The sequence below is a fragment of the Exiguobacterium sp. BG5(2022) genome (assembly GCF_031844365.1).
In the GTDB taxonomy this organism is placed as follows: domain Bacteria; phylum Bacillota; class Bacilli; order Exiguobacteriales; family Exiguobacteriaceae; genus Exiguobacterium; species Exiguobacterium profundum.
This window is the reverse complement of record NZ_JAUZVB010000001.1, coordinates 635,892-660,764: the sequence shown is the minus strand read 5'-3', so window position 1 is coordinate 660,764 and position 24,873 is coordinate 635,892. Positions and strand designations below refer to the sequence as shown.

The 24,873-nt window shown below is 46.8% G+C and carries 27 protein-coding genes; 6 read left to right on the top strand and 21 right to left on the bottom strand.

Annotated elements, in window-relative coordinates:
- Window positions 1-9 precede the first annotated feature (9 nt).
- Window positions 10-804, bottom strand: coding sequence for an ABC transporter permease subunit (locus tag Q9R25_RS03410; protein ID WP_214690967.1), 795 nt, complete (start codon window positions 802-804; stop codon window positions 10-12).
- A 1-nt stretch (window position 805) separates the two neighbouring features.
- Entirely contained in the window at window positions 806-1,678 is an 873-nt protein-coding gene (locus Q9R25_RS03405) for an ABC transporter ATP-binding protein (RefSeq protein WP_074037097.1), read from the bottom strand.
- A gap of 121 nt (window positions 1,679-1,799) precedes the next feature.
- Between Q9R25_RS03405 and Q9R25_RS03400 the strand changes: the two genes are divergently transcribed.
- Window positions 1,800-2,363: a TetR/AcrR family transcriptional regulator gene (locus Q9R25_RS03400; RefSeq protein WP_214690968.1), complete on the top strand. Its 564-nt coding sequence runs from the start codon at window positions 1,800-1,802 to the stop codon at window positions 2,361-2,363.
- A gap of 37 nt (window positions 2,364-2,400) precedes the next feature.
- Here Q9R25_RS03400 and Q9R25_RS03395 read toward each other — a convergent pair whose 3' ends face one another.
- From Q9R25_RS03395 to Q9R25_RS03385, 3 genes are all read right to left on the bottom strand, one after another.
- The gene (locus Q9R25_RS03395) at window positions 2,401-3,510 is read right to left on the bottom strand and encodes an NAD(P)/FAD-dependent oxidoreductase (protein ID WP_214690969.1); all 1,110 of its coding nucleotides are present in this window, start codon (window positions 3,508-3,510) and stop codon (window positions 2,401-2,403) included.
- A 79-nt stretch (window positions 3,511-3,589) separates the two neighbouring features.
- Complete coding sequence (locus tag Q9R25_RS03390; RefSeq protein ID WP_214690970.1) at window positions 3,590-4,324, bottom strand: Bax inhibitor-1/YccA family protein; 735 nt, start codon at window positions 4,322-4,324, stop codon at window positions 3,590-3,592.
- 26 nt (window positions 4,325-4,350) lie between these two features.
- Window positions 4,351-4,875: a type 1 glutamine amidotransferase domain-containing protein gene (locus tag Q9R25_RS03385; protein WP_074037100.1), complete on the bottom strand. Its 525-nt coding sequence runs from the start codon at window positions 4,873-4,875 to the stop codon at window positions 4,351-4,353.
- A 178-nt stretch (window positions 4,876-5,053) separates the two neighbouring features.
- Here Q9R25_RS03385 and Q9R25_RS03380 point away from each other — a divergent pair, with 178 nt between their 5' ends.
- Complete coding sequence (locus Q9R25_RS03380) at window positions 5,054-5,848, top strand: thymidylate synthase (protein WP_074037101.1); 795 nt, start codon at window positions 5,054-5,056, stop codon at window positions 5,846-5,848.
- Complete coding sequence (locus Q9R25_RS03375) at window positions 5,845-6,333, top strand: dihydrofolate reductase (protein ID WP_074037102.1); 489 nt, start codon at window positions 5,845-5,847, stop codon at window positions 6,331-6,333. Before Q9R25_RS03380 ends, Q9R25_RS03375 begins: the two co-directional genes overlap by 4 nt.
- A gap of 10 nt (window positions 6,334-6,343) precedes the next feature.
- On the opposite strand, the gene Q9R25_RS03370 is transcribed toward Q9R25_RS03375, so the two are convergent.
- From Q9R25_RS03370 to Q9R25_RS03345, 6 genes are all read right to left on the bottom strand, one after another.
- Window positions 6,344-7,834, bottom strand: a complete 1,491-nt coding sequence (locus Q9R25_RS03370; RefSeq protein WP_215243994.1) for a GGDEF domain-containing protein — start codon at window positions 7,832-7,834, stop codon at window positions 6,344-6,346.
- 168 nt (window positions 7,835-8,002) lie between these two features.
- Window positions 8,003-9,403: a class II fumarate hydratase gene (gene fumC / locus Q9R25_RS03365; RefSeq protein WP_159562227.1), complete on the bottom strand. Its 1,401-nt coding sequence runs from the start codon at window positions 9,401-9,403 to the stop codon at window positions 8,003-8,005.
- Window positions 9,404-9,506: 103 nt separating this feature from the next.
- A complete protein-coding gene (locus tag Q9R25_RS03360) occupies window positions 9,507-9,899 on the bottom strand; it encodes a reverse transcriptase-like protein (RefSeq protein ID WP_215243995.1) in 393 nt (130 codons plus the stop codon).
- The gene (locus Q9R25_RS03355; RefSeq protein ID WP_214690974.1) at window positions 9,880-10,662 is read right to left on the bottom strand and encodes a 5'-3' exonuclease; all 783 of its coding nucleotides are present in this window, start codon (window positions 10,660-10,662) and stop codon (window positions 9,880-9,882) included. The genes Q9R25_RS03360 and Q9R25_RS03355 overlap by 20 nt, the downstream gene beginning before the upstream one ends.
- Complete coding sequence (locus Q9R25_RS03350) at window positions 10,643-11,593, bottom strand: CobW family GTP-binding protein (protein WP_214690975.1); 951 nt, start codon at window positions 11,591-11,593, stop codon at window positions 10,643-10,645. The genes Q9R25_RS03355 and Q9R25_RS03350 overlap by 20 nt, the downstream gene beginning before the upstream one ends.
- Before the next feature lie 15 nt (window positions 11,594-11,608).
- Window positions 11,609-12,787, bottom strand: a complete 1,179-nt coding sequence (locus Q9R25_RS03345; RefSeq protein ID WP_214690976.1) for an HD domain-containing protein — start codon at window positions 12,785-12,787, stop codon at window positions 11,609-11,611.
- Between the two features lie 155 nt (window positions 12,788-12,942).
- Here Q9R25_RS03345 and Q9R25_RS03340 point away from each other — a divergent pair, with 155 nt between their 5' ends.
- Window positions 12,943-13,455 (top strand): hypothetical protein, encoded by a 513-nt coding sequence (locus Q9R25_RS03340; protein ID WP_214690977.1) that lies wholly within the window; start codon window positions 12,943-12,945, stop codon window positions 13,453-13,455.
- A 38-nt stretch (window positions 13,456-13,493) separates the two neighbouring features.
- On the opposite strand, the gene hfq is transcribed toward Q9R25_RS03340, so the two are convergent.
- The 8 genes from hfq to Q9R25_RS03300 form a co-directional block, all read right to left on the bottom strand.
- Window positions 13,494-13,742: an RNA chaperone Hfq gene (gene hfq / locus Q9R25_RS03335; protein WP_012726185.1), complete on the bottom strand. Its 249-nt coding sequence runs from the start codon at window positions 13,740-13,742 to the stop codon at window positions 13,494-13,496.
- 27 nt (window positions 13,743-13,769) lie between these two features.
- Entirely contained in the window at window positions 13,770-14,705 is a 936-nt protein-coding gene (miaA, locus tag Q9R25_RS03330) for a tRNA (adenosine(37)-N6)-dimethylallyltransferase MiaA (protein WP_196430636.1), read from the bottom strand.
- Window positions 14,706-14,982: 277 nt separating this feature from the next.
- Entirely contained in the window at window positions 14,983-15,462 is a 480-nt protein-coding gene (locus tag Q9R25_RS03325) for an SMI1/KNR4 family protein (RefSeq protein WP_214690978.1), read from the bottom strand.
- Window positions 15,463-15,620: 158 nt separating this feature from the next.
- The gene (locus tag Q9R25_RS03320) at window positions 15,621-16,220 is read right to left on the bottom strand and encodes an AmiS/UreI family transporter (RefSeq protein ID WP_251125237.1); all 600 of its coding nucleotides are present in this window, start codon (window positions 16,218-16,220) and stop codon (window positions 15,621-15,623) included.
- Window positions 16,221-16,324: 104 nt separating this feature from the next.
- On the bottom strand, window positions 16,325-17,185 hold the full coding sequence (locus Q9R25_RS03315; protein WP_215112039.1) for a PPK2 family polyphosphate kinase: 861 nt from the start codon (window positions 17,183-17,185) through the stop codon (window positions 16,325-16,327).
- A gap of 95 nt (window positions 17,186-17,280) precedes the next feature.
- Entirely contained in the window at window positions 17,281-18,810 is a 1,530-nt protein-coding gene (locus Q9R25_RS03310) for a M4 family metallopeptidase (protein WP_311282788.1), read from the bottom strand.
- Between the two features lie 176 nt (window positions 18,811-18,986).
- Entirely contained in the window at window positions 18,987-19,985 is a 999-nt protein-coding gene (locus Q9R25_RS03305; protein WP_084543084.1) for an ABC transporter permease, read from the bottom strand.
- Window positions 19,978-20,898: an ABC transporter ATP-binding protein gene (locus Q9R25_RS03300; protein WP_012726176.1), complete on the bottom strand. Its 921-nt coding sequence runs from the start codon at window positions 20,896-20,898 to the stop codon at window positions 19,978-19,980. The genes Q9R25_RS03305 and Q9R25_RS03300 overlap by 8 nt, the downstream gene beginning before the upstream one ends.
- A 118-nt stretch (window positions 20,899-21,016) precedes the next feature.
- On the opposite strand from Q9R25_RS03300, the gene Q9R25_RS03295 reads away from it, so the two are divergent.
- The gene (locus Q9R25_RS03295; protein WP_311282787.1) at window positions 21,017-21,766 is read left to right on the top strand and encodes a GDSL-type esterase/lipase family protein; all 750 of its coding nucleotides are present in this window, start codon (window positions 21,017-21,019) and stop codon (window positions 21,764-21,766) included.
- A gap of 32 nt (window positions 21,767-21,798) precedes the next feature.
- Here the strand turns inward: Q9R25_RS03295 and Q9R25_RS03290 are convergent, their stop codons facing one another.
- Window positions 21,799-22,470, bottom strand: coding sequence for a hypothetical protein (locus Q9R25_RS03290; RefSeq protein WP_311282786.1), 672 nt, complete (start codon window positions 22,468-22,470; stop codon window positions 21,799-21,801).
- Complete coding sequence (locus Q9R25_RS03285; protein WP_311282785.1) at window positions 22,457-23,587, bottom strand: mandelate racemase/muconate lactonizing enzyme family protein; 1,131 nt, start codon at window positions 23,585-23,587, stop codon at window positions 22,457-22,459. The genes Q9R25_RS03290 and Q9R25_RS03285 overlap by 14 nt, the downstream gene beginning before the upstream one ends.
- 79 nt (window positions 23,588-23,666) lie before the next feature.
- Between Q9R25_RS03285 and Q9R25_RS03280 the strand changes: the two genes are divergently transcribed.
- The gene (locus tag Q9R25_RS03280; protein WP_311282784.1) at window positions 23,667-24,866 is read left to right on the top strand and encodes a hypothetical protein; all 1,200 of its coding nucleotides are present in this window, start codon (window positions 23,667-23,669) and stop codon (window positions 24,864-24,866) included.
- Window positions 24,867-24,873 lie beyond the last annotated feature (7 nt).

Below are 24,873 nucleotides of genomic sequence, written 5' to 3'. Positions count from 1 at the left end.
TTCGGAAAACTAAATCGTCAAATCTTTTCGGGTGAATCGGATGAACGAGAGTGCTGAAAAGATGGTCAGGAGACCGAGTAACCAGATGAAATGGATTCCCCAATATTCCTCACGCATGATGGCACCGGCGTCAAAGAGAGAGAAGAATGAGAGGTTTGACATCCAATCGAATTGATCGCTCACTCCTTGGATGATGTTCACCATGAGAAAGAACGTGAAGATTCCACCCGTCACCATATAGGATTTACTACTATCATCGAACAGACTCGCAATCACATAAGCGGCTACGCCTAGGACGAGCAACATGAGCGCTCCATTCAATTGAAGCATCCACAATACCGCATAGTCGATTTGTAAATCGAACAGAAGGTCCGCTGCCATTAAACTCAACCCATTTAGACCGACAAATAGCCCGACTGCCACAATCAACACAACAAAGCTTGACATCACATACGTGACTCGAGAAATCGGGGCCGCCATATACAGCATGATTTCTCCAGAATCGACCGGTTTGGCCAACAGTTTCGAGGCGAAAGTCAATGCGAATAAAACTGCGAGGACGTAGAAAATCAAGCCATAATAGTTACTCGACAATAGATTGAGGACGTTGTCCATCGCCATCGACGCATCGATTTGGAAGACATCGAGAAGCTCAGGTGGCAACGACTCTAATTTTGCCTCAATCAATCCTGTTTCTTGAATAGATGGGAAGATTGCGGCTAAGAAAAAGAGATATATGCTAGTCCCGACTGAATATCCTAGAATCCAACTGCGATTCTGTTTCAACATGGAGCGAATTAACATGTCATGTCGCCTCCCCGTAATACTGCATGAATAGATGTTCGAGCTCGTCTGTGCCACTTGTCAGTGATTGAACCTGAAACTCCGCCAATGTTCGGATGAGGTGGTTCAGCTCTATCGGTGTCGAGATGGTGACCTCAACATGCATGCCGTCCCGTTCACCAGAATCGGCCGCGAATCGAACGGCTTCCGCTTCCGTTGAAAATTCGACTCGGTACCGTTTCACGCTATGTTGTCGTAATTGTTCCATGTCCTCTTCGATGATGATGCGTCCATCTTTAATCAACGCGGCACGGTCGCACGTCCGTTCCATCTCAGGGAAATGGTGAGAACTCATGAGAATCGCTTTCCCAGATTGCTTTTCTTCAATTAACCAATCGATTAGACGATCTTGCATGAGCGGGTCTAATCCGCTCGTCGGTTCATCCAATATATAGACGGGCACATCTTTCATGAAACAGGTGATGATGGCGAGTTTTTGCTTCATCCCCTTTGACATCTTCCGTACTTTCGTCGCCTCATCGAATGAAAACCGTTCACGTAATTGCCGTTCACGATCCGAATTCGTTTTGTGCAAATGGCGCGTCAATCGAATGATTTCTTCTCCCGTCATGTTCTGGGGATAATTGATTTCTCCTGGCAAATAGCCGACACTCCGTTTCACTTGCTCCGTCTCCTGCCAACAGTCGAATCCGTTGATGGTCGCCTTGCCTTCACTCGGCTTCAAAAGACCCATCAAATGTCGAATCGTTGTGGATTTCCCAGCGCCGTTCGGTCCGATGAATCCGAAGATTGTACCTGGTGATACATGTAGTGAAACGTCAAAAATACCATGTGTGGCATCAAATCGTTTCGTCAATCGCTGAATCCGAATCATCTCGAACCCTCCTTTTTTGTAATATCTGAGCGATATGATTACAAAACTAGTATATCACGTTCTTTTTTGAAATGGAAATGGTATATTGATTACAAAACTAGAGAGAGGAGCGCTTAAATCAATGGATGGATTTGCGAAACGCACCGAAGAAAAACAACAAGCGATCTTACGTGCCGCCTATGACTTGATGGCAGAAAAACAATCCCGATTCACAATCAGTGAGTTAGCGAGTCGAGCGCACGTCTCCCCCGTATCTATCTATAATTACTTTGGGTCAAAAGACCAGGTTATCGTGCAAGTCCTAAAGCAGATGACAGAAGAGCAGATGAGTTGGATTGAACATGCGATTGAATCGAACGCTCCATTCGATGCGTTACTCGTCGAGATCCTAACACGAAAAATCCAGTCGGCGGTTCTCTTTGACGAGACCATCACAGCAATGATTCAACAAGACCCGAACTGGGAACAGCTTGCGACTCGAGGATATACTGCTTTCGCCCGGTTGATTGAATACGGGAAGGCCCAAGGGTCAATTGATTCGACGTTATCCACTTCTTCTTATTTACGCTATGTACAATTCATGCAACAGGCTATCCTGTCCGATCCTCAGTTTTCAATCGAGAATATGAAGGAAACGATGGAAGTCTACTTTCATTTCTTTTTGAATGGAGTCATGAAACGCTAAAAGGTGACTGTCTCAAGCAAGCAGACAGTCACCTTTTTTATGTGTGATAGATAAAGTCTTCAATTGGATAGAGCGATAGATCCACTTCCGCGTCTCCTGTCAGAACGAGGTCACTCAACACTTTTCCGATGAACGGGCCGACCGTCAAACCGGATGATCCCAGACCGTTGGCGACCAACAGTTTTTCTGCCCCAGGCACCCTTCCGAGTACGGGAATTGAATTCGGTGTGACCGGACGGAAGCCGACTTTCGTCCCCACGAGTTCTGCCTCGGAAAGTCCAGGTGCCGACTCCAAACCTTTCGTCAGTACTTCGTGTACTCCGATTGCAGTCGGACGAACGTCGAACGCTTTTCCTTTCTCATGTGTCGAACCGATGACCACTTTCCCGTCGTCAAATCCGAGTAAATAGCGGCGTCGTGGCGGCATGACGACCGGCCAGTCAGATGCATCTGTATCCTTCAACTGGACGTGGACGAGCTGGGCCTTTTCCCCTTCGACTCGTACCGTATATCCAAGAGGCTGTAACAGTTCCGGTAACCAAGCACCCGTCGCAAGGATGATTTCATCCGCTTCATATCTCACTCCGTCACACTCCACACCAATCTCATCTCCGCTCGTCAACCGTGCTGAACCGTTGACAAATGTGACGCCACGCTTGATAGCGACTCTCTCAAGTGCAGCGCGAAAGCGTCCGCCGTCGACTCTAGCCCCTCCTGTCACGAAGAGTGCATCGTATTCATCGGATAACGGTGGGAAACGATGTTGTGCCTCTTCAGCAGTCAGTCGTTCGAGTTCACCGATTTCTGGCGCTTCTTCTCGACGAAGCAACGTTCGCTCCATCATCTGGTCGAGCTTTGTTTCTTCATGGAGCGCAAGCGTCCCGACACGTTTGTATCCGGTATCCGTCTCCCCTTCAGCCTCCAGCTCTTTGACGACCTTAGGATAATAGCTTGCTCCGCCTTTCGCCAGTGCATACCAAGCTTTGTTGCGTCGCTGCGCAATCCACGGACATACGATTCCAGCCGCCGCATCCGTTGCTCTTCCTTCTTCTTTCCGGTCAATGACCGTTACATCCGCTTTACCAGCTAAATGATAGGCAGCCGAAACACCGACGATCCCTGACCCGATAATCACTATTTTCTTCATCATAAATCTGTCTTGCGCAGACAGATGGACACATCCTTTCGTAAAAAAATCATCGACCCAACGGATCGATGATTGATTCTTATTCTCTCATCGCTAGACGATAAAGTAAATCTAACAACTCGATGTAGAGCCACACGAGCGTGACGATTAATCCGAATGCCGCGACCCATTCCAACTGTTTCGGAGCCCGAGCTTCGACTTGACTTGCGATAAAGTCGAAATCTAAGACGAGAGCGAGTGAAGCGACGATGACAATCACGAATTGAACACCGATCGCAAGTGGGCTTGAACCGGTCATGAATGCCAAGCCTGAACCGAACAAACTCATCACGAGTTGCACGAGATATAACAACATGACTGTGAACATGGCTGCCATGACACCGGCTTTAAACTTCTGTGTCACTTTGACAAGCCCTGTCGTATAGACAAACCACATCGCAAAGGCGACGACAAACGTCGTTAATACGGCACGTCCCACAATACCAGGGACCATCGCTTCAAAGAAATACGAAATCGAGCCGACGAAGACACCTTCGATAATCCCGTAAAGGGGTGCGACGACCGGAGCCGTATTTGGTTTAAACGTGATGAGCAAAGCAAAGATAAAGCCGAGGATGAGTGACCCGATCATGAGCGGGAACAAGAGCCCTTCTCCGATTGTCGGGACGACAAGCCATGTCGTACCGGCTGCCGCTGTCACGAGTAAAAGCAAGGTGAACACCTTAGACCATGTACCTGCTTTCGTCATCGGTTCGGCACTGAAAGCTGTGGACTGCATTGATTTACGAAGTAATGGATTCGATTTTAAGTTCAACGTTGAATAGCTCCTTTATGGTTCAGTTACTGTTTTGCGAACACGTCGATGAACGCACGCATATAATCTGGCAAGTCTGGCGGACGACGACTTGAGACGATATGTCCATCGACGACGACCGGCTCATCATGCCAAATCGCTCCCGCATTTTCCATGTCATCTTTGATTCCCGGCGTGCTCGTCACGTTCACCCCGTCTAGAATGTTCGCAGAAATCAACACCCAACCGGCGTGACAGATTTGACCGATTGGTCGTTTTTGTTCATCCATATAACGGACGAATCCTTTCACCGAATCGAAACGGCGCAATAAGTCAGGTGACCATCCGCCTGGCACGAGAATCGCATCGAACGATGTAATGTCCACATCATCAAACGCCACGTCAGATTTTGCTGGCACACCGTATTTACCGATATATGCGTGATCGGCCTTCTCCCCAGCGAGGATCACGTGCGCCCCTTCTTCACGAAGGCGATGTACCGGGTACCAAAGCTCTAAATCCTCAAAGTCATTACTGACAAGTTGAAGGACTTTCTTCCCTTGTAATTTCATCAAACCCCTCCTTTTATTCATTCCCCATTATACCCGAAACCGCTAGTCACGAAAACGAAGAATCATGATTGTTTTTTCAGTATATGGATTCATCCTGATTCACGACACTATATCTTGTGTTTCCTTCCCACAATTGATACCTTTAGTGGTAGGAGATTGAGAAGGAGGAACATCACGTATGAAACAATATCATGACTTATGTCGACACATCCTCGACCATGGTGTCGTAAAAGAAGACCGTACCGGGACCGGGACAACGAGTGTATTTGGTTACCAAATGCGTTTCAATCTGCAAGAAGGGTTCCCCCTTATCACGACGAAGAAATTACATATTCGTTCCATCATTCACGAACTATTATGGTTCATCTCAGGAGAGACGAACGTCCGATACCTTCAAGATAACGGGGTCCGCATTTGGAACGAATGGGCAGACGAAGAAGGCAATCTTGGTCCAGTATACGGTTCACAGTGGCGTTCTTTCCCACGCCCGGACGGTTCTTCTGTCGATCAGTTGGCTCAAGTGATTGACCAAATCAAGACGAACCCAGATTCAAGAAGGTTGATCGTCTCGGCATGGAACCCAGGACAGCTAGAGGAGATGGCCCTGCCGCCGTGTCACCTATTGTTCCAATTCTATGTCGCTGACGGAAAGCTTTCGTGTCAATTGTATCAACGGAGCGCTGATACGTTTTTAGGGGTACCGTTCAATATCGCCTCATACGCACTACTCACGCATATGGTCGCACACGTGACCGGACTCGAAGTCGGCGACTTTGTCCATACCCTTGGTGATGCACACATCTACCACAACCATCTCGAACAAGTGGAACTTCAGTTGTCGCGTGACCCACGTCCGCTACCAAAACTCAACATTGTCCGAGACGTCCCTTCAATCGAATCATTCCGTTTTGAAGACTTCGAAATTCTAGGATATGATCCGCATCCGCACATCAAAGGAGAAGTGAGCGTATGATTTCACACGTCGTCGCATATGGATTAGGTCGTGAAATCGGAAAAGATAATGACTTATTATGGCGTTTGCCAGATGACTTGAAACATTTCAAGACCATCACGTCTGGCGGAACGGTCGTGATGGGAAGAAAGACGTTTGAGTCCATCGGTAAAGCGTTACCGAACCGACGCAATATTGTCGTCACATCAGATGTTTCCTTTTCAGCAGATCAAGTCGAAGTCTGGCATGATTTAGACCGTCTCGTCGAAATGAGTCAAGATGAAGAATGGTTTGTCATCGGTGGCGCCACGTTATATGAGCAGACGATGCTGATGACGAGCCGGATCTATGCAACGGAAGTCGCTGCATCGTTCGAGGCCGATACGTATTATCCCGAACGGATTGGGGAATGGTCAATTACGAGTACAATCGACCACCCGCAAGACGAAACACATGCATATGCCTTTTCATTCAAACAATACGACAAAACAGACATCGCATCATGATGTCTGTTTTTTAGTCTGGCAATTTTTCCAGCCACTGTTCAATTTTTCTCGTGATGACCTCGTCTTGTTCTCCATCCGCATAATCGTCATAGATTGCTCCGAGTTCAGACGCCGTTCGTTTCGATACAGCAAGAATGTGACTATATTTGCCTCGTTGCTCTTTCACAGCAGACAACGTCCCTTTCGCTTCTTGCGCACGCGCATCATCCAAGACGAACATCTCGATATTGTCATTACAAGAATACGCCTCGTAAGGACGGTATACGACTTCATATCGGCGATGCTCTTTGGGGAGTCGATCAGCAAGCGATGTATAGGTATTGGCAGACATCGTCACATAGGCGATTCGCTTCTCCTCACGAACAGCAGAAGTGTATCGGACGACACGATTTCGACCATCTCGTTTCGCCTTATACAGCGCCTCATCTGCGTAGGCACACCATTCACCGAGTGTATAGCCTGTCTGGCAGACTCGGGTGTATCCAATCGACACCGTCACCTGATGGTCGTATGGAAATTCCATTTCTTCGATACGTGTTCGGACTCGCTCGAGTACCGATTCGACGATCGCACGGTCTGAGACATTCAAGAGGATTAAGAATTCTTCTCCTCCGTATCGGATGAGCTCATCACTAGAACGAATGGCATGACGGATTTCTTCAGAAACGCGATGAAGAACGTCATCGCCATACGAGTGACCGAACGTATCATTCAATTGTTTGAAGTGATCGATATCGAGAAGTGCGACAGCAAAACTCTCACCAGACCGCTCCAATCTCGAGATGAACCGAGAAAAGGTCGCCTTTAAATACTTACGGTTGAAAGCACCCGTTAATTCATCCACGAGTAACGCTTTTGATACGAGACGTGATTTTTCGATATGTAGTCCGAGACGCACCAATCGTTCCTCCATCGGCACCCACGATTCCCAATAATCGTCGAATCCGTATGAATAGGCCGCAAGACGATAATGTTCATTCGTTCCGATGACAATAAGTGGAACATAGAGCTTTCTCATCTTGCTAACGAAAGATTGGATATCTCGCTCTTTAAATTGTGGCCATAATTCAACGTCCATGATGATGGCTTTCGGCACATCCTCATAATCGTATTCGACGGCCTCTTCTAGTGTCTGCAAAAATACCGGACGTGCTCCGAGCTTCTCGACGCGCGACTTGTAACGACTAAATGTAGAAAAGCTTGCGGATAAGATGAGGACGAGATCCTCATCCTCCTGTTCAATCCCTAAGACGGTATGGATATAGCGTTTCACAGGAGAGATCAAGGTCAAAGCTTCCGCATGTGTGAGGACGCTTGGCAACTCCTTCGCGTCAGACTCGACACGACTAAAGATTTCTAACAAATGCATCAATCGTCGTTGCCGAACTTCCTTCTTCATCCAATCGAGTAGAAACTCGATATCGCTTTTTGGAATTTGTCTCGACTCCGATATCTTTTTCAAAATAATATGTATACGCTCAGTGAGTTGACCTTGCTCCATTCCCGTCCCCCCTATGTTCGTACTCCCCGAATTCTCTTATGTTTCGATTATGCGACTTCTCAGGATGAAATACAACTATTTCCTTATTTATTTTCTATTGTTTTACATATTACTAGGACTTATGCCCTAAAAAAGACATACTAAAAGCGGTCTTGCGACCGCCTTGTGTTATTTTTTCACTTTTAAGTTCGGTGACGTCATCTCTTCCGGACGAATCCATTGATCAAATTGTTCTTCAGTCAATAAACCGGTTTCCAAGGCTGCTTCTTTTAAAGAAGTACCATTTTTATGTGCCAATTTCGCAATTTTTGCTGCATTTTCGTATCCGATATGCGGGTTGAGTGCTGTAACGAGCATGAGTGACTGCTCCACATTATGTGAGATCACTTCATGATTCGGCTCGATTCCGACAGCGCAGTGATCATTGAAAGAATGTAAGCTGTCCGTCAATAGACGACAAGTCTGTAGGAAATTATACATAATGACTGGTTTGAAGACGTTCAATTCAAAGTTCCCTTGACTCGCCCCGAAACCGATTGTCGCATCATTTCCGAGTACTTGTGCGGCAACCATCGTGAGCGCCTCACTTTGAGTCGGGTTGACTTTACCTGGCATGATTGAACTTCCTGGTTCATTCTCCGGAATAGTGATTTCTCCGATTCCTGCACGTGGTCCAGAAGCCAACCAACGCACGTCGTTCGCAATCTTCATCGCGTCCATCGCTAAGGCTTTTAATGCACCATGTGTGAAAACGAGTTGATCGTGACTCGTGAGAGCGTGGAACTTGTTGACGGCTGTCACAAACGGTTTACCCGTCTCTTCTGAAATTTTCTTAGCTACAACTTCACCGAACTCAGGGTGTGCATTGATCCCAGTTCCGACGGCCGTTCCTCCAAGTGCAAGCTCCGTGAGTGGCTCAATCGTGCGCTCGATCATCTGTTTTGACAATTCAAGCATCCGGACCCACCCACTGATTTCTTGACCGAGTGTGACCGGCGTCGCGTCTTGAAGGTGCGTCCGACCAATTTTGACGATATCCATAAATGCCTCAGCTTTTTGTGAAAGAGTTTGATAAAGCGAGTCGATTGCTGGAAGGACATCATCTTGTACGGAAAGGATGGCGGCGATGTGCATCGCAGTTGGATACGTATCATTCGAGCTTTGCGATTTGTTGACGTCATCATTCGGATGAATCGTGATAGATGCTCCACGAGCCTGTAACTTTTCATTCGCAAGATGCGCAATGACTTCGTTGACGTTCATGTTTGACTGCGTGCCCGACCCTGTCTGCCAGACGACAAGCGGGAATTCTGCGTCATGTTGCCCTGCTAAAATCTCATCAGCCACCTCTGCGATGATCGCTGCTTTCTCTTCCTCGAGTACACCGAGTTCAGCGTTTGCTAAAGCGGCACCTTTTTTCAAAATGGCAAATGCGTATACGATTTCAAGTGGCATCTTCTCTGCACCAATTTTAAAGTTTTCAAGACTACGTTGCGTTTGTGCTCCCCATTTCGCCGTAGCTGGAACTTTAATTTCCCCCATTGTGTCCCGTTCGATCCGATAATCCATGTATAATTCCCCCTCTATAGTTGACTACGCTTTCATTTTAGCGAAAAACCATCTAAAAAGAAATGACTCCGTCAAAAAAGCGACCAAGAATGATCTCGGTCGCTTAATTCATTCCATTCAATGCGTCACGTGCAATCACATCCGCTCGATTCTCCGCTCGTGGGACCCATTTTAAGAACACGGTCGGCAATTCATCGTAGGCAATCAGTGCTTTCAGAAATAAAGGCTTCGCCGATGCATCTTTCATGAAACGTTGCTCTAATGCGCGAACAATCACTTCGGCGTCGGAATACAGCATGAATGAGGTTTCACCTTTTAATGCATGAGCTTGTTCCAGTGCATAAGCACATGCAACCAATTCCGCATGAACGCTTGTCAATCCTTGCATGCGACGTTTAAACGTCGATACCGTACCGTCGGACGACTTGATCCACACACCGATTCCATTATCTCCAGTCGTCTGATTGGTGGCCGCGTCAAAATAAATGTGAACCAAACCGGTACGCCTCCCAATCTGTATTGACAGGAGCATGGATATCAATCTGAGACAGTCGTTTCGATAAGAGGGCGATTTCTTCATGGCCGTCTAGTTTTTTGGCATACTTTTGATGGGGCGCTTCAAGTGTTTCATTTTGAACATGCACATAAAGCGTCTCAATCGTATCGTAATGCTGAATCAAAATCGTCGCCGTCTTCGGACCAATGCCACGCACCCCCGGGATGTTATCCGAAGAGTCTCCCTGCAAAGCCTTCACGTCGACAAACTGATATGGTTTCACCCCGTACATCATTTCAAAAGAAGCTTCATTGACGAGCTGCTCCTCACCTTTTTTCGGCATGATTTGAAACACGTTCGGAGACAACAACTGAAGTAAATCGCGGTCTGAAGAATAGAGGTACGATTCGCCCGGGAACGCTGTCGCGACGGCGCCCATCAAATCATCGGCCTCATATCCCGTCAACTCGGATTGTAAGATGCCTCGTTCATCCAAAGCAGACCTTAATTTCAAATAGTCTTCAAAGAGCGGCTCCGGAAGTCCGTTACGCGTTGCTTTATATTCAGGATACAGCGCGTAGCGGTGTGTGGACTCTCGTGTCCCGTCCCAAAAGAAAGCGATATGGGAAAAGTCTGTCGTCCAAGAATCCACCTTCCGAAGCAATCCTTTTACCGTCACTTCCGGATCTTGTGCTCGTCTTCGCTCCGTTGCAAAATAATAACGTGACAATAAATTAAATCCGTCAACTAGAATAAGCTTCATCTTGCTCCACCTCACATGCTTTTAATCCCCGTGCCAGTGCATCTTGGTCTAGTTCCTTCCCAATCCAAACAAATACGGAACGATCCCCTTCATGCATCTCATTTGCAAATGTTGCGCCCATCAACTGATTCGTCGCTTGAATGACAAACTTGCGCTCCTCATCCTGTAAGCGGACAATCGCCTTCATCCGATACATCGCATCCTCATAGTGCATCAATACTTCACGAACGTAACGGGTCACGCGCTCTCGAGACAACGGACGCTCGGCACTCAACGTGATCGCACGAAGGGAAGAGACCGATTCACTCGTCTCTGTCAGTTGACTCAACTTCTGTTCATCGACACGTGACAGTTGGAACGTATTCTCAAGTAATTCGTAATCGCCTTTTGTTTGAATCGTCTCTACAATCCTCACCGTCGGATTGAGTTGCTCGATTCGGCGGTGTGCTTGATTGAGTTCATCCGTCGACACTAAATCGGTTTTATTTAACAAGATGAGATCGGCATAAGCGATTTGATGAATCCCTTCTTTGAACAGTTCACGATCCATTTGACTGGCATCCACAACCGTCAAGATGGCATTCATTTTGAAGTGTTGTCGCAAATATTCATCATAGTAAATCGTCTGAATGATTGGTGCGGGATCCGCGACACCGGTCGTCTCGATGATGACCCGGTCGAATGTTTCTTGCTTTGCAGCCAATTGATAGAACGTCTTACTCAAATCATTTTGGATAGAACAGCAAATACATCCGTTTGAGAGTTCGATTTGCTCTTGGTCCATCTTGACGATCAATTGTTCATCGATATTTATCGCGCCGAGCTCGTTGACGATCAAGCAAATTTTTTCATCCGTCGCCGCGAGTAAGCGGTTCATATACGTTGTCTTGCCTGCTCCTAAAAACCCGGTCACTAATTGTACGGGAATCATGATACCACCCTTTTCTTACAAATCTTCGTGCGCGCGAGCCCATTTCTCATAACGCGCATCCAATAAATCAATCAAGTGAAGCATCCAAGCCTCCGTTGTCATCGGGAGGACACTCGATCCCCACTCACGTTTCCCATGATGTGATAAAATCATGTGCCAGATTCGATGGTGGACATCCAATGGCAGTCGCGTCGACGTCTGGCGTAACGTTTCTTCAAACAATAGCCCACCGTATGGCATATGCCCAATTAGTGTGCCCATCGGGTTGATGGAGATGCCGGTCGTTTCACTTGTGCCCTCAACAGGAGATAACTTCTCAAAACGATTCGGACTAGATAACAGATGACTGTATTCATATATTTTTCCGATGTCGTGGAAGAGGATTCCAAGTGCGAGTTCATCCCAATTCAACGGTTCTTTCCGCTCGGCCATCGCTTCACAGGCGGCATACAGCGATTCAAACGTTCCTTTATATGCCTGTTCGATTTTAACACCGTTCATCGTATTCCAAAGGTCGACTTTGTGCAACTGCTCCGCTTCTTTGATTACACGAAACACCATCGCCAAATAGTCATCTTGCTCTTGAATCCGATAGCCGAGACGAAGCATACACACGGTATGCTTCAATAGACCTCCCGCATAGTTATGATGGTGGTAGAGTGCCGCTGGCGATAGTACGAAATCATCCCAAACGAAATCAAGGAGGCCGTAGGCGATCTGTTGATAGGTCGGTGACAACGTATCAATCAAACTGAACAATTCATCCGCAAACTGCTCCATCGTCTCATCCCCTGGCAAGCCTGGTAATAACGAGATTGCCTCATCTTTTGAGATAGGATGGACGCGGTCAATCGTAATCGATTTGGCGCCATCCGGTTTTGGATAGACATCGATTTTCCCGGATAATTCGATGACACCCGACTCGTAGATTGGAAGCAGTTCACTTTCATTTCCACGGAGCCAATGTTTGGCACGCATCATCCCGTTCGCCGTCGTGACACTTAGTTGAAGCCATTTCGCACCATTCTTCCCTTCTCTAACCTCGACTGTACTGACGAGCGCTTTTGTTTGGACAGGGGCCCCATCGGCTAACTGGTCTAAACGGTCCTTTGATTTGTCTATTAGTGGTATTTGAAATCGATCATGGTTCATCGATGAACCGATGACCGGATCAATTTGTTGATAATAGTTCATAATTATTCCCTCCTCGCATCTTATGACATTGTATCGTGTTTCCGTCTATTAGGCGAACATACTTTCTAGTAGGGTGTCGATTTTGCCATCATTATATTGAAAGCGCTTACGATTATTGATACGATAAAGGTAGTTCGATAAAGGGGGAAACGATAATGATTTCATTAATCGATACGTATGAACGTTTCATCGCCTCGGGGGAAGCGACACGTTATGCACAAGAGCAACAATCCATTGAACATATTCTGCAAGGGTCAACTTGTCCGGTAGGGATGCAGGACTTAGAACAGTCACTCACGCATCTTTCCGGTAATCCATATGCCAAAGATGCATCACTCGACAAAATCGTCGAGCATGAGATGAAAGGGGCTATGGCGGCGCTTGAGCTTTCTGGTTATCCTCTTCAGACGCCGTTAGCGAAGGCGGTTATCCTGTCTGCTTTCGCTCGAACTAACCGACTCAATATTGATAAACTAAAAGAACTGAGCCACGCCGATCTTCTCGTCCGAATCCAATCAGCAGAGCGTGCTTGGAAGCGAACATACGCATTGTTACATCGTTCAACGCCGACTCAGATTTGTGGTCAAATGGATTCGCTCCTCGGTGGATGCGCTATCCAGCGTGTTCTTGAGGCAATCAAACAACCCGGAACGACAAAAACGGCATAAGAAAAGGAGCGGTCCCCGGGCCGCTCCTTTTCTTATGCTCATCCTTCTGTTACTTCAACTGCATCCGGCTCATATAGTGTTACATTACGTGCCGGAGAGAATGTCGAAATCGCATGCTTATAGATCAATTGTTGACGACCTTCCGACTCCACGATGACAGTAAAGTTATCAAATGACTTGATGACACCTCGAATTTGAAACCCGCTTACTAAAAATACGGTCGTTGGTACCATTTCTTTTCGAAGTTGATTCAAAAAATGGTCTTGAATGTTGTAGCTCGCTTTCATGCTGGATTCCCCCTAGTCTTTATCTCTTTAAAATAATCGGAATTTTCGAAAAAACCCCTCTACATCATCATAAATATTTTTATATGATAGTTCAAATGATTTTCGACCCATATCCACCCAAATTCCATCAAATTGATGACGGAACCAAGTTAATTGCCGTTTCGCGAACTGTCTTGTGTGCTGTTTAAGCAAGTCGGTCGCTTTCTCTTTCGACATCTTTCCATCGATGAAGGGAATCATTTCCTTATATCCGATGGCCCGCATCGCCTGCGTATCACGATATCCTTGTGCCAAAAGTCGTTCGACTTCTTCGACAAGTCCTGCTTCCATCATCGCATCGACGCGTTGATTGATTCGGTCGTATAATATCTCACGATCTGCGTGGAGGACGAACAATCGATAATCATAATGTTCGGATGGCGCACTGTCTGTTGTCTGTGTATCACCTTGCATCGCCACCTCGAGCGCCCGTACGACACGACGCACGTTATTCGGGTGAATCGTAGCCGCACGCTCTGGGTCAAGTTGGACCAATCGTTGATGTAGCGCTTCACGCCCTTCGACTTCTGCAAACCGTTCGAGTTCAGCCCGCAGTGCTTCATCGACAGGTTGCTCCACAAATTCATAATCATATAAGATCGAGCGAATGTATAGCCCCGTCCCACCGACGATAATCGGTAACTTGCCACGGGCATAAATATCATCGATGGCGGCACGCGCCAATTGTTGGAACATCGCGACACTCATAGCATCATCCGGGTCACAAATATCAATCAAATGATGCGGGATCCCTTCGGCCTCTTCTTTCGTTACTTTTGCTGAACCGATGTCCATACCCCGGTATACTTGAACCGAATCACCCGAGACGATCTCGCCGTCGAACGCTTTAGCTAGTTCGATGCCCGTCTTCGTTTTGCCAACAGCGGTCGGCCCGACGATGACGACGACAGGTGTTTTTTTCATACATCTCACTCCTCAACTAAAAACCCGTCTCTTCACGAGACGGGCCATCAAATTCTTCTTTTTATTCTATCATCAAATACGACGGCAAACAGCATCCAACCACATAAAAGTAATCCGAGTAATAACACGAGACCATCACTCATCTGCTTTCGCCTCCTTTAGCTTCCTCATTCCCACTTTTCACATTTCAGACACAAAATAACTGTAAAAAAGCACACTCAATAAAGAGTGCGCATTTCAAAGTCATCATTCAAATCAAATATTCAGTCATCATCTTTTAACCTCTGAACCAATCCCAAAAATGAGCACCTTGGGCGACAATCAAATAGTCGAGCCAGCGTCTATAATCCACCGGAAGTTTTTCGGTGTCATTTGCGTACGTCAAAAATTCCCCAATCCAAATGTAGTTCTCATTTTCGCTTAAGACCTCGCAAACAATCCATTCCCCATCTCTCCCGACACCGACGGGGATGAATTGTTCAGGGCACTCCCATATTTCACGATATTCGATGATTTCATCCACACTAAAGAGTCGAATCCCTCCACCATATGTCGGATGGACAAATAGTTCAACACCATTATGACTCTTTAAAAATTGGATAACGTCATTTGGCATCATTTGCTTCAATCGCTTGATTTCAACTTCCGTCGCGGGCTCACTGAATGAAAAGTGTAACGTGTCCACATATCCCTCTTCGTTTTGAATTTCGATTCGATTATTTACAAGCCTACTTTTCAACGCTTCAAGTGCAATCATCAACTCAACCCCACTTTTTGAGAATTAACGACATTCGTACCGTATCATTCATTTCCATTTTTCTAAGTATTGCATATATCGACCTTTCAGCGTTCAATAAAAAAGGACATCGGGCACGACTTGAACGCGCTCGATGACCTCGGATCATTTTCAATTCATCATGAAGCAATTTCAATCGTCTGTTTCGTACGCTTGACAGAAACGATGAAGTACAGGATTGCCGTACCGCTCGCCGCCCACCAAACCATGTCATACCATCCGTTCATCAGTCCAGCCATCCCAACCATCGCCGGGACAATCAGCGTCAACCATGATAATACGAGGGCGACACGTGCTGTGATGGTCTCGTTCGGTTTCCCGAGTCCCATTCCAAAAAAGAACAGCGCCCAAAGGAATGACCAGAAGAACCACGTCAATGCCCCCATCGGATCACTTTCTGCAATCGCCATCACACCGTAAAAAGCAGCTGCAATCGAAACGAATAATGAGAACCAGCCAACGCCACGTCCGTCTAAATTCAAAATAAACGTCACCCCTACATATAAATAAGTGAACGCAAATAGATAGATACTCGCATGACCGAATTGCTCTTCTGGACTCGCCCCAATCAATAACCATGTGGCGATAAACGTTTGTAAGAGTCCCGTAAACAAACTAAAAAATCCTGCGCTCTTGCTATCCACTTTCCCGAGAAGAACGAGACTATTTAAAAACAGTGCGACGCCACCGAATAGTAAACTTACATTACCCACACTCATTACCCCTTTGTACAGATGTCTGACCTTTAATCTACTGTATCACTTTAGCTTGAATTCGCTTTCAGTGCAAGGGGATTTTTAAGTGTTCACGAGAACGCCACGCCTTACTCATTCTCAAGGGTTTGGATGGCCTCGTCGATTCGCTCTTGTTCCTCATCCGTGAAAGTCGGATATTGTGGATCAATGCGTTCAAGAACTTCAATCATGACTGACGAAATAATAAAACGACTATACCACTCATCATCTGCCGGCAATACATACCAGGGTGAGACTTCCGTTGATGTGTGCGACAACATCTCGGCAAAGATTCCTTGATATTCTTCCCAATGCTGCCGCTCTTCGATGTCACTGAAGGAGAATTCCCAATTCTTTTTCGGATCCTTTAATCGTTCAAGCAAACGGTCTCGTTGTTTATCTTTAGATACATTAAAAAAGAACTTGATGACTTCGAATCCGTTTTCCTGTAAATAGCGTTCATAATCGTTGATTTGACGATATCGCATCTGCCAGACTTCTTCCTGGTCCATTTCTTCCGGAAGTACTTCGTCCCCCAACAAATCATGTACACGTGGTGCAATGACCTCTTCATAATGAGATCGGTTCAAAATCCCGACCTGGCCTCTTTCAGGTAATAAGTCATGCATTCGCCACAGATAGTCGTGCTTTTTTTCTGTATCAGAAGGTTTTTGAAACGCATTCGTCTTCAGTCCTTGGGCGTTCAAATTTGAAAAGATATAGCTGATTGCCTCATCTTTTCCACCCGCATCAAGCGCCTGTAAGACGACAATAATCCCTTTCTTACTCTCGGCATACAATCGCCAATGTAGCTCTTTCAATCGCTCGACACTGTTCGGGATGAGTTCAGTCGTCAAGGTGTCATCCTCCGGTTTGTCTGAAACAGTCGTTGGAATATCATCTAATTGAATCTTGCTGTTTGGTGATACAATAAATTCCTTCGTGTTCATACTCGTTCTCCTTTTCGCTCGACGTTCAACCTTGATTTACCCAAAAACTGCATAAGAAAATCTCTTCCGAAAATTTCGGAAGAGATGTTGAGAACTTAGTAGACTCCGACAGCGTCAAATGATTTCGCAGCTGATACCGCTTGCGGACTTGTCGCACCGTAAAGGTCTTTCGCAGATTGTACGACCGCTTGACGAAGGCTTGAGAAGTTAGACGTTGGTGTCAAGTAAACATTGAGGGCACGGTAATAGATATCCCCCATCGCCATGACTCCTACTCCTTGCACCGATACGCCGTAGTGCGATCCACCGTTACCTAAGAGGTATGCCGCTTTGTTGACGATACCTGAGTTGATGTGAACCCCACCATTGTCTTGTGTGCCTGTGTAACGTTTCGAGTAGTGATCTGGGTCACCGTATGCAGCCGGGTTCGCCATCGAACGAAGTCCGTCGCCCGCTACACCAGGTGTGTAGATGTCTTCCCCTACCAACCAGTCGAAGTTTGTGCCGACGCTATATTCCGCCACTGTACCTAAGATATCCGATACTGCTTCATTGATCGCCCCGGACTCGTTTTGATAGATTAATCCTGCCGTGTACTCCGTGACCGCGTGAGTCAATTCGTGAGCGACTACGTCAAGCGCACCTGAAAGATACGTGAACGTTTGACCGTCTCCGTCTCCGTATACCATCTTACTTCCGTCCCAGAACGCATTGTTGTAGCTACGGCTATAGTGAACCGTTGAGTTCAATGCAGCTCCGGCGTTGTCATAGCTGTTCCGTCCGTAAGTGTTTTTGTAGAAATCATATGTCTTTGTCGCGTTGACGTGTGCAGAGACAGCGGCACGGTCATAAGTCGTGTTCAAGACGTTATCCACGTCAGCCCATAGCGAACCTGGGAGCGTCGTACGGTTTTTCGCATCGTACGTATAGATTCCCTTCCCACGCGTTGAATCTTGGAGATAATAGTAAGATCCGCTCTTCGTTGTCTTGAACGTTTGGCTGTAGCCGAGAACATCGATTCCCGTTCCCGTATAGGTCGTACCTGTCACACCGTTCGTCGGTCTCGCGTGAGCCAACTGGTCGAATTTATTGAGTACCTCACCCGTCCCCGCATCGATGAAGTATGTCCAACGTGATGGCTCTTCCGCTTCAAGGATCGTTCCGGTCACTTGATATGCATAGACCGACTTGTCACCTTTTGGATAGACAATCAATTCTGCTTCCGGTTCGAGCTCGTAGGCCCCTTTATGACCGACGAGCTTTTTGTAACTCGCAATGGCTTTCTTTTCAGTTAACTTGATTGACTTATGTAGATTTTTGACCGATTTCGCATCATCCACGACTGTCTTCAATTGACCCGCTTCATCTACGACACCGACTACCACACCACCGAATACGGGCACGCCATCAACTGTCTGTTGGAGTTTAACCACTTTCCCGACTTTGTCTGATTTCGACTCGATCGTCTTGAACTCACCCTTTGATTTGACATACTCTTTTACAATGGTTGTCGGCGCACTTTCTGATGGTTTCGTCAGAGTGCCTGACTTCAATTCTGCCGCACCGACCAATTGTGGGACGAGCAAGACGCCTGCGATTAGTGATGTTGAAACAACTTTTTTCATGTGTTTACCTCCTTTGTGATGATTCTTACTTTACACACTTTCCCACAAAGGCTGTATCCATCTTTTTAATTATTTTGATAATTCATAATATTGAGTATTTAGAACCATTCATTCTATTTACGACCTAATTTTATCCAAAAAAAATTCGTGCTCCTTTAGGAAAGGAGCACGAATAATTAATACACATCTTTTTGGGTAAAGTGGTAAAACGCATACGCCAAGGCGACCATCGACCAAATGAGAATGACGAGTAGCGAAAACGGTAACGTCATCCCATCAATCGGAGGAGCCTGCCCTTCCAAATAGGTATGAAGACCGAAGTTGACGTTCACCAGGTATTTCGAGCTATCCCAGTTTGAGCCAAGCGATGTCAAGAGTGGCCCCGAGATGAGGACAGCCATCATGATTCCGATTCCAGTCGCCGTATTTTTCACCAAGACAGAAATCATGAGAGAAATTGTCCCGACCGCAGCCACGACGAGCCATGAAAGACCCATCGACATAAGCAGGTACTCCCACATCGGCAACGTATGCACAAAGTCGGTCGAGAAGGTTCCGGTCGGCGAAGCTTGGAAACCGGTCAAAATCGGAGCATTCCATCCGTCCCAGCCGAGAACAATACCGGATATGGCGTAACTGACGACGGCGGTCACAAATATTAAGATCGATGTATAAAGGAGCGTCGTCAGCCATTTGGCGAGCAAGATCTTATATCGCCGGACCGGTCGCGATAACAACGTCTTGATTGTTCCATCATTATGTTCTCCGCTCACGATATCTGCCATCAATACAATAATGAACAGCGGTAGGACAAGCGTAGTCCCTTGGGAGAAGAAGACGCGCATAAACGTCGGAGCTCCCGGATAATTCGGATTGATATCATTATCAAGATAATACTGATTCTGTTGGACTTGGAACTCAAGAATCTGCCGAAACTCGTCTTGGACGTTCGCGGAGGCGAGTCGGTTTTGTGTATCGATGATTTCTTGCTGGAGATCGACACGCCAATCAATCGTTCCTTGTTCTTCGCGTTGTTTCTCGATTTGACGATAGTTCGCATACGTGAACATCGAAACAAGTACGATCAAGATGATAGAGACGACCATCAATCTGCGTTTCCGATGAATCTTGAGCACTTCATTACGAATGAGGCCGAGCATCGATGGATTAGGCAATGTGATCACCGCCTGTCAACGTGATGAAGAGGTCCTCTAACGTTTGGACTCGGCGCTCGAGTCCGAACACCTCGACATCTCTTTCCATCAAATATCGATTCAACTTCGCCGTCTCTTCCACGTTCATGGAAATACGAATCGTTCGTTCGTCCACCACGTCCGCTTGGTCGATTCCTTCGTACCCTTGAACGATTGGCAATACTTCGAAGCTATTCGTCACATGTAAGTCGACCGTTGACGCGAGTTCTTCAATCAAAGCATGGACCGTCCCCACCTTGACAATCTTGCCTCGCGACATGATGGCGACTCGGTCCGCTAATAGCTCAATTTCAGCTAGGATGTGGCTCGACACAAGAACACTCAGCCCCGTTTCTTCTACGAGACGACGGATGAAAAGTCGTAAATCCCGAATCCCCATCGGATCGAGCCCGTTCGTCGGCTCATCCAAGATGAGCACCCGTGGATTGTTTAATAACGCTTGGGCAATCCCGAGCCGCTGACGCATCCCGAGAGAGTACGTCTTCACTTTATCATCGATTCGAGCAGTCAAATCGACGAGGTCAATGACTTCTTGGATTCGCTTATCATCGACGCCAGGTAACATGCGTGCGAACGCTTCTAAGTTCTCACGTCCGGATAGAAACTTATACAGCTCTGGATTCTCGACGATTGCGCCGATTTGATTCATCGCTTGGACGAATTGTTTGTCGACACGATACCCACAAATCGATACATTTCCTTTCGTCGGTTTGATCAAGCCAACAATCATTCGAATCGTCGTCGTCTTCCCGGCGCCGTTCGGCCCTAAAAATCCGAAGACCTCACCCGGGTAGACGTCTAACGAAATGTTATCGATAATCGTCTTTTTCCCAATCACTTTAGTTAGTTGATGTAGCTTTAACGTCGGTTCCATTGTCTCACCTCTTTCTTTATTCTATCGGACAAAAGCGAATCTGTCCTATTCGAACATTCACATAGGGCACATCCATTTATATTTGATATGATGTTTATATAGAAAGCGAGGTCAGCCCATGAAACAGTCGAAATGGTATGCATTTTTAAGTGGCGCCGTTCTTTTAACGGGAATCGCCGTCTACGGTCTATGGATCGGCTATCAAGATATCGTCAATCCGCCGGAGCGAACACTTTCCGTCTCCGAAGATGAACGTCCCGAGCCAGAAGGAGACGTCTACGTCGCATTAGGCGATTCGTTGACACGCGGTGTGGGGTCAACATCAGGCGCAGGATATGTACAGCCTGTCAGCACTGCTCTTGAAGAAGAAGGCGTACGTACGCAAAACCTTGCCGTGTCTGGGGCACGAACAGAAGATTTACTCACACAACTCGAGCAACCTGAAGTGCGTCGAACGATTGAGAACGCACGATATATCACGTTGACCATCGGTGGAAACGATTTGTTCAACCGTGGGGAAAACGTCGATAACTTCGAATCCGTCGATATTCAACAAGTGGTCACGGATGCGAAGACGAATTTAGAAACGATTTTCACTGAAATTCGTTCGCTCAACGATTCGGCAACCATCGTGTATATCGGTCTATACAATCCTTTTCAAAATGATGAGAATGGACAAGCATTCAATCAGCTCATCCTCGATTGGAACGCATCAGCGAAACAATTGGCGAATGCGCAGAATATCGATGTGATCGACCCGTTCGCCTACATCTCTGACTTATCAAGAGACCTTGCGACCGATCAGTTCCACCCGAGTGACCGTACGTATGAGAAATTCGCGAATGACGTACTTTTCGTTCTCCAATAAACAAAATCCTCGTCAGCTTGACGAGGATTTTTTTACTTCTCATATCGAACGACCCACTGTTCCCCTTGTTTCATCATGCCCGTCCCGACCCAACCAGCTTGAAGCAACTCAACTTGTCGCCCTCGATCTTCCATCGGTACATCTTGCGCAACTGATGTGGGATGCCATGAACGATGAAGCTCCTTGTAAAAAATATAGCGGAGTTTCCCGCCATACTTTTCTTTCAACGCCCCGATTCGGAGTCCAAGCGTGAACTTGTCTTTCATGCTTGGAATATTGAACGGTGCGACCGTCGCACAGACGACATCGAATCGATCATCCGATTCCACTTGTGCCATCAACAGTTTGCCTAAATGTGTCTGTAATCCATATCCACGGAAGTCTGGATGGACGTTCGTCACTTCCTGATACAGGACACGTTCAAGCGAATCCTCCGGCCATCCGATATCTCGCCCTAGATGCTCCGCATCAATCGGTGGGATGAGCATCGCTCGGAACGCGATAATCCGACCATCTGCTTTTGCCCCAATCAAGGTCTGATCCGTCAACAGTTTCGTGAACTCTTCAACCGATAACGATTGATAGTGCTCCGGTTCAGCCAACGCCTGAATGACCGTATCTTGAACGGCTAACAGTTCCGGTAAATCCGACAAGCCTAGGACGCATACATGAAGTGAAAGGTCTTTGATCTCACCTTGCCACATGCGACTCATCTCCAACCACGTAAGATTCCGTCGTCAATTCACGTAACACGTCCTCATCGACGTCAATACCTAGTCCCGGACGATTGTTCAGCGAGATGATTGGTAAATCATATAATAAGTTTCCGACATCTTTCCCGAATCGGAGCGGACCCGTCAACTCGACCGTCTTCACGATTTTACTCGAGAAAGCGACGTGGAATCCTGCACTCGATGCAATGGAGGATTCGACCATAGAACCAATCTGGCATTCGATTCCGGACATTTCCGCCATATGGACCAACTTCTTCGCCGGATAGATGCCACCACACTTCATCAGCTTGATGTTCGCTTTATGGGCTGCCTGCATCATCGTCAAGCGTCTCATATCGTGAACGTCTTTCAGCCCTTCATCCATCATGAGCGGGACTGAGATTTTTTGTTTCACTTCGAGCATGCCTTCAAAATCATCCGCCTTGACCGGTTGTTCGACCCAATCGATGCCATACGGTTCGAGTAGACGCATGGCTTGAACCGTATTGGCCGCGTTGACCCACCCTTGGTTAACATCGACTCGAATCGGCACGTCATTTCCTACCGCTTCCCGTACCGCCTTGACACGCGCCACGTCCGTTTGCACATCGACTCCGACCTTCATCTTCACTGCCGTATAGCCTCGTTTCATTTGTTCGAGTGCCTCTTGTGCCATATGGCTCGGCTCTCCGATACTCAAGACGTGCGTGACTGGGAATGCCTCATGGTACCGACCGCCAATCCATTCGTAGATGGGTTGATTCAGCTTTTTCCCGATCACATCATGACACGCGATATCAAGTGCTGCTTTGGCAGCCGGAACACCACGAATCGCACGGTCCATCTCGTCATGAATATGCTCTAGGTGCATCGGATTTTTTCCGATTAAGAGCGGAGCCAATAGATGACGGAGTACACTGACCGTGCTCTCAGCGGACTCACCCGTCACATGCTCATCCGCCACGGCTTCTCCATAACCGACAAGTCCACATGCGGTTGTCATTTTGACGATGACAGAAGGCATATCATCATAACGGTGATAACTGACGATGAATGGTACCTTTAATGGAAAGCGAACCGAGAAAATTTCTATTTTTTGAATATTCATGTTCATCACTCCTTTACTTCAACTGTCCTTTCCTCTATATTGTCGTTATATAGTCGCTAAATTGCAAGGGGGATTTTACATGTCCATCCATATCGCCGTTGTCGGCTCACCATCGTTTATACAACAGGTACAGAACGGTTCTTCCTTACCCGATGTTCGAATCGAGGGATTTCCTTATGATGACCCGCGAGAAGCGAAAGACATCGCTACGCATCTCCTATTTTTCGACGGAGTGTTCTTTTCCGGTTCATTCCCTTATACGTATGCGACGGAGGAAGTGACCCTTCCATTTGCCCATCACGTCGTTCAAGATGATGTCGTGTTATTGACGTCACTCTTATATGTGACATTGACACAACAGCTCCGACTCGAACATCTCTCTATCGATCTCGTTGATGCGTCACGACTTGATTCGATTTTAGCATCGTTTCCAAGCCACATGTCGCCACCGCAAGTGAAAGAACTCAGTCCGTATATGAATTTCGAAGAGTTGATTTCGTTTCATGAGCAACTTCAACGAACTGGGACGACTCGATTCGCCTTGACAAGTGTCGAACGAGTCCATCGACACTTAGTGGAAAATGGTTTTGCTAGTCAGCTCATGATAGAGCCAGAAGAGAGAATTCTCCACCACTTCCATGATTTTATTCAACAGATTCGTTTGAACAAATCGGACCAGTCACAACTCGCCGTGCTCTTCTACTCGGATGCAAGTGAAGATACGCTCAACCATACGACAAAACATCATTATTTCGGTGGTAAATTGATGGAGTCCACTCAAGACGGCATCATCCTATTATCGAGTAAAGGAAAGATTGAATCCGCCATGTCAAACGGTTTCATCTTGCCAGAGGAAACTCCTGGTCATGTAGGTATCGGGTATGGGTCCGATTATCAACGTGCCATTGAGCATGCCGAACTTGCACTTCATACGACAAGTAATTCCACTATACGAATCGTCGACGATTCAAAACGAATGACGTTCACCGATCAACCGGCACCGATTCATTTCCGTGTCACGCAAACGCGTGTCTATGACATGATGAAGCAGACGGGTATGAGTCCGATTAATATCGAAAAGCTCATTCACTTTTCAACGGACCATCTCGAGTTTACAGCGAAAGAGTTGACCGACCATTTAAACGTGACACGTCGTACGACAGAGCGACTCATCAAAAAATTGGTTGATGCAAAACTTGTTCATCGGATTGGCGAAGAAATGAGCTACAGCCAAGGTCGTCCGCGTACCGTCTATAAATTTCAATTCCCGGTCGATTGACGACCGG